Source organism: bacterium (assembly GCA_016699045.1).
Classification (GTDB): domain Bacteria; phylum Babelota; class Babeliae; order Babelales; family RVW-14; genus AaIE-18.
Window position 1 is genome coordinate 1,099,437 of sequence record CP064957.1, and the last position, 12,558, is coordinate 1,111,994.

Below are 12,558 nucleotides of genomic sequence, written 5' to 3' on the forward strand. Positions count from 1 at the left end.
ATAAAAAATGCAACCATCTTAAACAGTCTAGCAAAAACCTGATTTTTTTAAAGATTTTATAAAAATAGATCCTAACTTGTTGTTTCAATTAGAAACAATTAATCAGGACAAGTCAATTTTTTGCTAAAAAGTGTGAGTTTCTCGTGGTTGGATCTCCAAAAGCTCATACACTTCCTGAGCCAGTAGGGTCTCTTTTTCCAGCAATGTTGTGGCCAAAAGATCAAGTTTTTCTTTGTTGTCCGTGAGCAATTGGTTACCTTTATCGTAGCATTGCTGCATAATTTTTTCAACTTCACGGTCAATACGCTCAGCCGTCTTTTCTGAATATTCGTTCATAGTTCCTTGTCCGTTGTAGCCGCTTTCTTGAGTGGCGGTATAGTCAATAGGCCCAAGCTCAGACATACCAAAGCGACGCACCATGGCACGAGCAATTTTACTTGCTTGTTCAAGGTCGTTAGAAACACCGCTTGTTTGGTCGTTAAAAATCATCTTTTCAGCCAATAGTCCACCAAAACAGACAACGATGCGAGCTAGCATTTCGTTACTGGTTTGTGAATGCTTGTCGCGTTCTGGCAATGACCAAGAAACACCTAGTGCGCGGCCGCGTGGGATAATGGTAACTTTGTGGAACGGGTCGGTTTCGACTGGCTGCAACAAGTTTAACAAGGTATGGCCGGCTTCGTGATACGCGGTCATTTTCTTTTCTTTGTCGGTAAATATTAAGGTTTTACGTTCGGCGCCCAGCAATATTTTGTCGCGTGCTTTTTCAAACTGAGCAGTTTGTACGGTTAGCTCATTAGTTTTTGAAGCCAGTAACGCAGCTTCGTTAATGAGGTTTTCTAAGTCTGCTCCACTAAAACCTGGTGTGCCACGTGCAATTTTTTCTAAGCTTACTTCTGGATCGAGCTTAATTTTTTTTGCATGCACTTCCAAAATATTTCGACGGCTGGTTAAATCTGGATAAGGAACTTCAACAATACGGTCGAAGCGACCAGGGCGCAGAAGTGCTTTGTCCAAAACGTCCGGACGGTTGGTTGCTGCCACAACAATTACTTGTCCGTGCTCGGTACTAAAGCCGTCCATTTCAGCCAAAAGTTGGTTGAGCGTTTGTTCGCGCTCATCGTTACCGCCGCCAAGACCAACGCCTCGTTGACGACCAACCGCATCAATTTCGTCAATAAAGACAATGCATGGTGCATGTTGGCGGGCTTGGGTAAAAAGATCTCGCACGCGAGAAGCGCCCACGCCCACAAAAACTTCTACAAAGTCAGAACCGCTGATGCTAAAAAATGGGCAGCTTGCTTCGCCCGCAACTGCTTTAGCTAAAAGCGTCTTACCGTTGCCGGGAGCGCCGCTGAGCAAAACCCCCCGGGGGATTTTGGCGCCCAGCTTTTCGAAGCGTTCCGGGTTTTTTAAGAACGCGACAATGTCTTTTAAATCTTCTTTTGCTTCTTCAACACCCGCTACATCTTTAAACGTTGTGGTGATCGTGTTGGGAGAAAAGAAACGTGCTTTGCTTTTGCCGACGCTAAATATCTTGCCGCCGCCACTACCGCCGCCGCCTTGGCTTTGGCGATAGTAAAAGAAAAACATAAGCAATAAGAGCAATGGTAGAATTGCAAAGAAATAATATCCCAGAGTGTTTTTGTCATGTGGAAATATTTCAACGTTCACGTTGTGTTTTTTGAGTGCTTCCCAAAACAACGTTGTTGGTGCAATGTAGCCCGTAAAACGTTTACCATCTTGGTATTCGCCTTGAACATACTGATCTTGAATGCGTAACGTTTTAACGTCGTTGCGTTCGATGTGTGTTAAAATGTTGGAGTAGGTTACTGTTTCAAGGTCGCTGTTGATGCTGTTGTACCAAAAAAGATACAAAACACCCAGGCCCAACAAAGCAATTAATAACCACAAAGCGTTTGGTCCTTTGCCAGGTAGCCGTGGCGGTATTGATTGGAAAGGACCCTTCTTTTTATTTTTACTCATAGATTCACCTGTTTTAAAGTGTTCATGTTTTTAAAAGACTTAAAGCTCAATAAATTCTAATGTAGCGCTATTTTAATAAAGAAATAGAGTTTAGCCTAGAATTAACTTTCATTCAGCGCTATTTCCTTACAACTGGTACAACGAGGCATGAGTCCAAGCTGGGAAACTTTTCGGGAAGTCATTATGTGTCAGTATTCTGATATTTTTGCTGTCGCAGTTGAAGGTTGCGATTTGCGGAATTTTCTTTCCTGTTTCTTCATTTTTTAGATCATACGTAAACGCGATGTAGTGACCGCATGGTGACCATGCTGGGTCAAGCTTGTCGCCAGGTCCGCGTGTGAGTTGTTTTTCTATAACGCTGTCATCTCGCAGGTCCATACTAAACAATTGAAAATTACCGTTGATGTAGCGTGTGTATGCTAGCGCATTTTTTTTGGCATTGTACGTTGGTGCTGCGCAGTATGATTGGCCGTTGCTTAAGCGTTTGACGGTATTGGTTTCGCGGTTCAAATGATAGAGCTGCGGGTTGCCGGTTTGAAAGTCTGAACAAAATACCAGATTGCCGTTTGGCAGCAAGCAGGGGGCTGAATTATTGCCTTTGTTATGCGTAAGTTGTCGAAAGACGCGTTTTTTTAAGCGAGAACACAATTGTTGGTCATACAAATAAATTTCAGAGTTATCGCTGTTTGCCGACATGCACAAAGCAACTTGTGTGCCGTCTGGCGAGAAAGACGGTTGCATATTTAAACCGTGGTACGCACAAATATTTTGTTGGTGTTTGTTGGCCATATTAAACGCCATCAGTCGGCAGCGGGTTGGGGTGAATTGTGAATAAAAAAGCATTGGTGCTTGCGAGTGCCATGCTGGTGCCACATTGAGTGTTTTGTGCGTGATCAGATCTTTTTCTCCCTTGCAAGCATAATCAGCAACGCAAATTATTTTTTGTTTTGAGGATACTTGTTTGCAAAATGCCAGTGTGCTGAGTGCAACGCTTGATTTACCGGTTAGAGCAGGAATCAAATCGTTGCCAATGCGGTGGCCATCAAGAACGAGCGAATCGGCTGAGTGGGGGTAGGATTTTTTGAATACTGAGGCGCCTGAGTTAGTATCAAAAACTTCAACACCAATTGTTTTGTCTTTGTCTTCTTTCAAAAGTAAACAGAGCGATATGCCGTCTGCAAAAAGTTTTTTGAGCGCTTGGGGTGTTGGTTGTTTTGACGTTGCTTTGAGTTCAATATCAAGTTGATCGGTAAATTCAAGATCAAATTTTACCATCTGGCCAATTTTTGCTATCGCTGGATTATTTTTTTCACAAAGCCCGAGGCACTTGATGGTGCTATATTTACGAGCGCTAGCAGTAAAATTTTTTTCTGGTGCTGCGTTGCAAGAACCAACGAGAAGTAGTATGAACCATATTTTTTTAATCATGCATATCCTTAAAAATGGTGGGGAAAACTACTGTCTGAAATCGACGGTAAATTTTTTGCCCCACAGGCATCGATGAAATTTAAACTGTTGCGCAACGCGAACAATGCTTAAATCGTAAACTAAAATATCCGAGCGTTGCAAGATTTCAAATTTTTCGATCAAACCTTGTTTGTTAACAACAAATATTAACGAACATTCGGTTCCCTTGGGCACGCCAACTGGAGGCTGCCAAATTTTGGCAATAGTGCGCTGAATGGTTTTTTGGTACACACGTGTTTTTTCGTCCAGAGGGTCGCCATAAATCAAATGAAGAGGTTCTTCAAGTGACTCGCTGGCAGCGATTTTAGGGAGGCCTGTCGCAGGTGTGATAGCAGGAACTGGTTGCGTTGTTAGTTCCGGTTTTGGCTTTGAGTCTGGCTTTTTTTCAACTGGTTTCTTGTCTAGTTTTTTTGTTTCTTGTTTGGTGCTTTTTTTTGGAAGTTCTTTTTGTAATGTTGTTGGTTTCAATTTTGGTGTCGGTTTAGTTTTTTCTTGTTGTTTGATTGGTTCTGGTTTTGGCAATTCTTTAACAACGCTTTTTGTTTCAACGGCTTTTTTTGCCGGTTCTGGTTGTTTTGGTTTTTCGTTAACAAATGGAATTGCTTCCAGCCGTTTGTAGGAGGCGGAACTTATTTTTTGAGAATGGGCGCCGAGTACCAAAAATTTTTTATGAATCGTGTTATCGCTTGGGCCGAAATAGCACAGGAACATAAGTGCTATGTGGAGCGCGAGCGAGATTGAAAGATAACGCAGAGCGAGTGAATTGTTCATAACGTGGTGTATTTTTATTAACGGCCAGAAGAGGGTTGTGTTGACATGGCAACGTATTTAACGCCTGCTTGTTTTAAGTTGTCCACAATATCAATAACATTGCCATACGAAACGGTTTCGTCGGCGCGCACATAAATCGGTGTGTCTTCGTTGTTTTCAAGTGCTTTTTGAATAGTACTTACTAATTCTTCTTTTTTAACCGGATAGCTATTGAAATATAATTCATTTTTTTTATTGAGTGTCACGACCAGCTCTTGTTGATTGCCAGCCTCTTTGCTTTTGCCGTGCGGCAAATTAACTTTAATGCCGTTTTGTACCATTGGCGCTGTCACAATAAAAATAATCAGTAGCGTGAGCGCGGTGTCAATCAATGGCGTCAGTGAAATTTCGGGCAATGTCAGATGGCGACGTTTTGGCTTTTTCATACAAATCCTTGCGTAAGCTTTTTTATGACATAAATTGTTGCGTAATTTGCATCAAAAAAAGATCGTGGATGTTTTCAAGTTCAACGTCAAGCGCGCGCAACTGATGCGAAAAATAATGAAACGCAATCATGGCTGGAATGGCAACGATCAAGCCCGCCAACGTAGTGAGTAATGCTGCTGCAATGCCGGGAGCAACAACAGAAATGTCTGCTGCTTTTTCTTGGCTGATGCTGACAAACGAATGAATGAGGCCCCAGATGGTGCCAAACAAACCGATCAACGGTGATGCGGTAGCGCTGGTTGCCAAAATCGGCAAGTACTGTTCTTCTTCATGAATCAAGTTGCCAACTTCTTGTGCTAAAAATAATTCTAAGCGTTCAAACTCTTTTGGTGTTAAACGCGTGACTTGATCGCTTGGTTGTGTTGGATGTTGTTTTCTTTCAAGGATTGTTTTGAGCTGCAACAGGCTGCGTTCCAAAAATTTCCCCCCCACGCATTTTTTAAATTCATGCGCAAGGATTGCCATGTCTTGTAAATTTTTTGCATTTTTGATGCGGCGCATAAGGCCATTCATCTGTTTTTTTTGTTCAACAAACAACATGGTTTTATAAATAACAATGGCAATACAAACGACTGAAAGAATAAAAAGGCCGAGCAGAATAACGTATTTACTAATCCAGTCTGAAATGCCGATCAAATGCCAGATTGGTGACTTGAATAATGAAAACATAAAGTTCCTTCAATAATAAATAACGAGATGTCCTTTTTGCATTTGATTATATGCTAAAAAGAGAAAGAGAGGAATTGTTTTTCAATTCCTCTCAAATATTGATTGATTCTTCGTATGTTCTTAAACAGATTCATCTACGAGCGCGCCGGCAACTTCAACGCGTGCATTGCTGAACAAATTGACTGAAAGATTAGAGTTGCTGCCTTCGGCTGCATTGCCAAAAGTGAGGCCGTTACTTAGTGCTTGTGTTTTTGGCTCGTATGTGTAAAAAACTTGGTAGACTTGGATATCAACGTCGGTGTCTCCTCCGTAGGCAATGTATTGGCCATCAGGACTCCAGGCAACAGCAAAACCACCCGCACCAGTAGCATTAGCTGCAGAGTCAATGCCGGTTATGAAGGTAAGAGAAGTGCCGTCAAATGACCAAATTTGTAATTCATTATTCAGGCCTGTACCAGTGTTAGGGTTGGTGCCGCACAAGAGAATGTATTGACCATCAGGACTCCATTTGAGTGAACGTATGCCATCGGTAGTGTTGGAGGTAAAGGCAGCGCCGGTAATTGAATTTAAGGTTGATCCATTCCATGAGAAAATTTTAAGATTGTTAGTTGAGCCCCCGGCACCGCTAGGGTTAACGGCACTGATTGCTAAAAATAGATTGTCTGGTCTGAATGCAAGAGCGAAGGGGACTCCCGTAGAGGTATCTACACTTTCATCGCCTCCTGCGGTTATAGCGCCGCCAGTAAACTGATAGATGCGTGTATCGTTGCCACTAATGCCTCCTGTGGCTGCAATGAAGGCGCCATCAGAAGTCCATGTAATGCCGTTAACTGGGTTAGTGGCGTCACCGAGAAATGAATCGGTTGCAACTGATGTGAGTGATACACCAGTAAATTTTAAAATTTGAACATCAGTAGAGACGTTTGAACCACCGCATAAGGCAATGTATCCTTCATCGGGTCGCCAGGAGAGGCTATTTACACCAGCGGAGGCATGATCTGCTCTAAAGTTAAAGCCACAGATAAGAGTAAGTGTTGTGCCATCAAACCGATAAATTTTAGTTTCTAGAGTTGCGCCAGGAGAGGCTGAAGGGCTCCATCCGCCAATAGCTACAAATCTGCCTGAAGGGCTCCAGGCAACGCTTGCGACTCTTGTCCCATAGTTGACACTGGTGATTAAGGTAAGTGTTGAACCATTCCAGCTATAAACGTGGAATTCATTACTATTAGTTGGGCCTGTTCCGCCAACAGCTAAAAATGCATTATCATGACGCCAATCGAGTGCGTGTACCGTTGTTCCATAAGCTACGGTTGCTTTTTGTGTTATGCCTAAAAATTTGGTATTGGCTTTGGTGCTAATGCTTACTTGGTTGTCCAACCAGAGGTTACCTTTGCTGAGTGTCATGCCGGTGTGTGTTGTTTGGAGCGTTGCATTGTTGAAAAAAAGGCCTGAGCTTTGGTCTACCAAGCGAATTAAATCTTTCGCGGTTGAGCATGGGTTATAGTAGAGGGTAGTTGCTGGATCGAAGGTTAGTAACGCGCCTGATGTTATGTAACTTGGTACGCGGGAGCGATATGAAAAGCAGTTGGTGCCGGTAATGCGTACGTTGTGATGAAAATACATACGACCAGTTCTCCAATCAAAATCGTCAGAGAGCGCCAATGTTACGTTGTCCAATGCAAGTATACTTGTTTCATTTTGTGCGCGAACGCATGGGCGGGCAAATGGTGAACGAGTTGTGCGAAGATGCAAGTTTTTCAAGGTGAGTGTTACATTGTTTTCGATTAATAATTGTGAGCGATTATCAAATGTTAACGTGTTGCCGTTGCCATCAATAATAGTATCGGTTCTAAGAGCGATGATTTGATTTTGGGGGAGAGTCATATCTCCTTCAAGTGTGATAGTGTTGCCATGTCCGCTAATGTCAAATGCATTGCTAATACTGGCCTTCGATGAAAGTCGCATGTCGCCGTTGAGCGTTACCGTGCTGTTGAACTCAGTACCTGAAATGGGACCGGATACAGAGATAATGCTGTCCATGATGACTGCTCCGCGCAGTGGCGGATTGAAACCGGCGTTGAGTCGAACAAACCCAGTTACCGAGTCGTTTTTCGCTGGCGAGTAAAGAGTGCTCTGGTATACCAGCGAGCTGGTGCCATTTAAACTAACGGCATAAGCAGAGCGTGAAAAAAAGTCGATAATGGCAATGATAATAATAATTTTTTTCATAAATTTTCTTTTCGTGGTACTAGATTGCTGGATCATAATTCAAGACTCCGTAAAGTTGGATATAAGAACCAGAAAATAAATAGGCGTGTAAGTCGTAAGTACTGCCTAATACTGAATTGCCAAAGCTGAGACCGCTTGAAAGGCCTTGCCGTGTAGTATCGAAACGATACGCAATTGAATACACTTCTATTTCATTGTTTCCAGCACCACTTGTTTGTCCACCAAGAGCTAACATTGCGCCATCGGCACTCCACGAGAGACCATTAATTGAGGCTCCTGTGCCATAATTGAAATTGGATATTAGACTTAAGGTCGTGCCATTGAATTGATAAAACTGGAGTTCATTACCGTTGTCTGGGCTATTGCCACCAATAACTAAGTAGTGACCTGAAGGGTCCCAATGTAGTTCTTGGATAATCGTGCCATAGTTAGCACTTGCAATGAGTTGTAGTGATGTTCCATTAAAGCGGTAGATTTGAAGCTCATTACCACTGGTTGGTGATTGTCCGCCGACGGCAATATTAAGACCTGCTTGATCAAATTCTACGTATTGAACACTGTTGGCGGTTGAATAGCTAATGCTGGTTAGGTCTGTTAACGTTGAACCGTTAAAACTGTAGACATGAATTTCATTGCCGCCGGTAATGGTCGAGTTAGCGCCAATGGCAAGAAAATTATCATGAGGGCCCCACGCTATGCCGGGAGCAAAAGTTCCCGCTGCTCCAAGATTGACGCTTGTAACCAACGTAAGAGAAAAACCATTAAAACTATAAATTTGAATTTCGTTGCCACTGGTTGGTGTATTTGGACCAACGGCTATGAATTTGCCATTGTGTGACCAATCAAGCCCTTGAATATTGAAGCCAGTGCCTAAAGAAAGAGCGGTTATGATACTAAGTGTTAGCGTTGTGCTGTTAAAGCTGTATATTTTAATGTTGTCATTAGGTCCACCCGCAACTGCTACATAACGACCATCAGGGCTCCATTTAACGCGCAAGCAGGTGCCGCCAAAGTTGGTAGAAGCAACTAAGAGAATTTGAGCGTTTGCAAATTGATAAATGTTGACAAGCCCGCTAACGCCACTAACGGCTAAGAATTGTCGATTTGGCGACCACGCGACTGAATTTACCACAGAACCGTAATTGAAGCCGGTTATTTGTGTGACGGTATCTAATGCGGTTTGTGCTTGGGTACTTAGCGTTACCTGGTTGTCCATCCACAAGCGCCCTTTGGTTAAACGCATGCCGGTTGTAGTTGTTTGTAGCGTAGTGTTTGGACCTTTGAAATAAAGCACTGATGATTGATCAACCATTTGAATTAAATCTCTATTTGTTGAGCTTGGGTAGTAGTAGAGCGTGGTGTTTGGATCAAAAGTTAGAAATGAGTTTGGTGCAATATAGCTTTGTTGTGGTGATTGATAAATGAAGCTTGCGGTACCGGTAAACCTGACATCGTTATTAAAAAATAGGTGACCATTTCTAAATTCGAAATTATCGGCTAATGCTAAAGTAACATTGTCGAGTGTGACATAACCTGTTCCATCAAGACATTTAATGATAGGAATGTTTGGGCTGTTGCGTGTGGTGTCTAGAAACATATTTTTTAATGTTACACTCACATTGCTTGCCAGTAATAATTGTACCTGTGGTTGAAGCAATAACGTGTTGCCATGTCCGTCGATGGTGGCATCTGAAATAAACTGCCAAACGCTGCTGGTTTGTAGCGTTGTTTTTGATCCCAAGTGAATCGTGTTTCCATGGGCGTTGATAGTTCCACCGCTTGAAAAAGTAACATTTGTGCCAAAATATAGACCGCTTAAAAGTCCTAATGAACCAGTGGTGCGTAAATCCATACCGCCAGAAACGGTCATAAAAGTATCAAGTGTGGCAGATTGTCCAGCCAAAATAGTAAAGCCTTCGCCCAATCGTACAAAGCCGGTTGCTGTGTTAAAATTACGAAACACGTACGACCCGTTGCTGATATACACAATGCCGGCAGTGCCGTTTAAGCTGACTGCTTGAATATGATTGGTAAATGCAGCAAGCGCAAACAATAACTTAAATAATCGTTTCATGATTTTTTCCTGCTCATGTTTAATTTACGCAGTCGTAATTTAGATTACCGTAGAGATTGATGTTACTGTCAGCACACAAATAGACATTGGCATCATATTGAGATCCTAATGCTGAGTTACCAAAAAGGAGACCACTGCTTGTTGATGTTGGCGTCAGAGAGGTGTTTGCGGTTACGGTGTATACGGTTGTCATAGCTGAATATAAAAGGTTTCCAGTAGGGTCGAACTGGAAATTAGTTAGAACGTTTGATACCCCAGCCGGAGGGACTACGTCCGTCGTGCTGGGTACGACAACAATCGGGTTGTAGTTGTTCGCAATATCAATGAAATAGAGAGGGAAATACTCGCTTGTATCGATTGCTCGCAGCGCCAAATATCTACCGTCAAGGGTCCAATCGCAGTCAATATATAAATACACGCGATTTGGATCATAGGCAGTTGAAAATTGTACGGTCTTAATTAATTCTATTTGGCCATGCTTAAAAGCAAAGAAATGAACGCCGTTGAACTCACCTTGTGTTATGGCGATTAATGAACCATCTGGCGACCATTTGATTGCGTGTGCATTTTCAAGACCTTGAAAGATTCGGGTAGAGGATACAAGAGAGAGGGGGCTGCTTGCTTGTGGATCATAGCTGTAAATGTTCACAAATGAATTCGAGGCGTTTGTTGTTGTTAAGATAGCAACATATTTTCCATCTTTTCGCCAACTTATGCCGCCATGGGGCGTGGGGCGAAAAGAGTAATTTGCGGTAACGTTGGGTATCGTCTGTACTAAGGCTGCGGTGCCGCTAATTGAATCAAAAGAAAAGACGAAGAGGTTGTTGCCAGGATATTCTTTAACAACGATAAAATGAAGTCCATCAGAGCTAAAAGCGACCGGGTGTGAGCTAGCGTCATTAATATTAGTACCTCCTGGCAAATTGTCGTAAATGAGTGTCAAGTAGTTGGATGGCCGCGTACGATTGAAGCGCCACAGTTTTACCGAAGTTGCACCCATTCCGCCAGTGCCGCCAGCGTTGCTGGTAAGGATATAGTCTGAGCTGGGGTGCCATGACGAGCAGTAAATGCTCCGAACGGCGGAAACGTTGGAATTGGTTACCGTAACAAGAATGTCAAGTGATTGGTTTGCAAAGTTAAGTTGTGCGACATTCATATTAGCTGGGCTACTCAGCACTGGGTTGCCGCTCAATACCATATATTGGCTGTCGTAACTCCAAGCGTAGCCAGTCCGTATTTGAGATCCACCATACGGATTGAGCAAATTTTGGGCGCCGGTATTGATGACTGGATAAAATCCCGACACAGAAAAATTATAACTAAGCTGTGAAGATGATAGCGTACTTTCCGAGATGGTGACTTTGTTATCAAAAAAAACTCGACCGCCCGCAAGGCGTAAAAATGGTGTTGTACTGAGAGAGCAGCCATCCAACATCAATGAAGCACTATTGTTGGCAAATCGCAGATTATCTTGATTGGTGTTATTTGGTTGTACGTAATTTAGTCCAGAACCAGGAGAAAATATGAGATTGCTGAGGATATAACTAGGAGATGTTGACTTATAAATAAATTGTGATGTTCCAGTAATTTCAACGTCCTGAAAAAATAGTTTTCCATTGTTGAAGTAAAAGTCATTTGAGAGGTTGAGTACAACGTTATCAAGAGTAAGATTACTTGTTGGCGAAAGGGTTATCCATGGAGTTGAAGGAGAGTTAAAGGTTGTTTGTATTGTCATGTTACGCAAGGTTAAACTTACGCTTGCATCAACAATGATTTGTGATCCTCTTCCAATCATTAACGTGTTGCCATGTCCATCAAAAATTAATGAATTAGCTACTTCTAAGAATTGTTGATCTGGGATAGTAAAGCTATTACTTAAAACAAGCGAGTAGTTGTTGCCGCTTATAGCGCCGCCTTGGGTTAGGTAGGCATCTGAAGCTAAATCTAAATCACTGCCTAGCGAAAGGACTCCTGTGCTGCCCAGAGCAATATTGCCACTCAAGGGTAAGGGAGTGCTCAAGGTCAGCGTTGTGCCCGCATTAACGGTGATGCCTGCTTTATAAAGAATGATATTGTTAACCGTGCCACCAACAAAGTTTGAATGGCCTAAAACCATTTGAAAGGTATTGTTTACGGCATTGAGGGTGGTACTATTATTTTTGGTTAATGTTAAATAAGGAGCTGTAAAAGCGCTGTTTTTGACCAAGAAGGCATTACTGGTTGTTCGCAAGAGCGTTGGGTTAAAACTGGCAATAGTGTTACTATTTCCATTAATAACAAGTTTCGATTGTTGTGGAAGAGCCTGACTATTACCAATGACGATTTTTCTGAAACTTGCAACCGCATTACTTTCTGTTCTCAATTGAACGGCTGTGGCAATAGAGGTTAAGCATTTTAGAAGTGTATTACTCGTGGCACGAATTTGTTTTGATAAGGTGGCAAGATCGTTACTATTACTAAGTTCAAGACGGGCTAGTGCTGCAATGGCGTTACTGTTTTGAGGAAGCTTTGCAATGGCGTTACTATTTTGTTTATTGAGAAGTGCGACAGCTAAAGTAGAAAAGAAATTGATGGCGTTACTATTATTTACCACCATGTTGGTAGATGGTAGTCTTCGGCCTGCACCCAATTCAACGCCGGCAGTATATGTTTCAGTCCAATTGGCAGCAAAATTTACAAAATTTTTAATGATAGAATCTTGTGTCCAGCCGGTAATTTGAGCAGTATTAGTTATTTTAAAATTTGAAACAGGAACTTGATTTAATCCATCAATAACTAATGTTGCATCTTCATTAGAAAAGTTAATGATTGCTTGTGTGGAGTTAGCGCAACAAAGATAACTGATAATAAGAAGGATATTTTTTTTTGTTATCATG

General features: G+C 42.2%; 8 protein-coding genes. All 8 read right to left on the reverse strand.

Features of this window, described 5'->3' with window-relative positions:
- Positions 1-123 precede the first annotated feature (123 nt).
- Positions 124-1,986 (reverse strand): ATP-dependent zinc metalloprotease FtsH, encoded by a 1,863-nt coding sequence (gene ftsH / locus IPF37_05000; GenBank protein QQR48889.1) that lies wholly within the window; start codon positions 1,984-1,986, stop codon positions 124-126.
- Positions 1,987-2,112: 126 nt separating this feature from the next.
- The gene (locus IPF37_05005) at positions 2,113-3,414 is read right to left on the reverse strand and encodes a PD40 domain-containing protein (GenBank protein ID QQR48890.1); all 1,302 of its coding nucleotides are present in this window, start codon (positions 3,412-3,414) and stop codon (positions 2,113-2,115) included.
- 27 nt (positions 3,415-3,441) lie between these two features.
- Entirely contained in the window at positions 3,442-4,224 is a 783-nt protein-coding gene (locus tag IPF37_05010; GenBank protein ID QQR48891.1) for a hypothetical protein, read from the reverse strand.
- Positions 4,225-4,241: 17 nt separating this feature from the next.
- Positions 4,242-4,649: a biopolymer transporter ExbD gene (locus IPF37_05015; GenBank protein QQR48892.1), complete on the reverse strand. Its 408-nt coding sequence runs from the start codon at positions 4,647-4,649 to the stop codon at positions 4,242-4,244.
- A 22-nt stretch (positions 4,650-4,671) separates the two neighbouring features.
- Positions 4,672-5,379 (reverse strand): MotA/TolQ/ExbB proton channel family protein, encoded by a 708-nt coding sequence (locus tag IPF37_05020; GenBank protein ID QQR48893.1) that lies wholly within the window; start codon positions 5,377-5,379, stop codon positions 4,672-4,674.
- A 120-nt stretch (positions 5,380-5,499) separates the two neighbouring features.
- Positions 5,500-7,608, reverse strand: a complete 2,109-nt coding sequence (locus IPF37_05025; GenBank protein QQR48894.1) for a PD40 domain-containing protein — start codon at positions 7,606-7,608, stop codon at positions 5,500-5,502.
- A 19-nt stretch (positions 7,609-7,627) separates the two neighbouring features.
- Positions 7,628-9,682 (reverse strand): WD40 repeat domain-containing protein, encoded by a 2,055-nt coding sequence (locus tag IPF37_05030; GenBank protein ID QQR48895.1) that lies wholly within the window; start codon positions 9,680-9,682, stop codon positions 7,628-7,630.
- A 19-nt stretch (positions 9,683-9,701) separates the two neighbouring features.
- Complete coding sequence (locus tag IPF37_05035; GenBank protein ID QQR48896.1) at positions 9,702-12,557, reverse strand: PD40 domain-containing protein; 2,856 nt, start codon at positions 12,555-12,557, stop codon at positions 9,702-9,704.
- Position 12,558 lies beyond the last annotated feature (1 nt).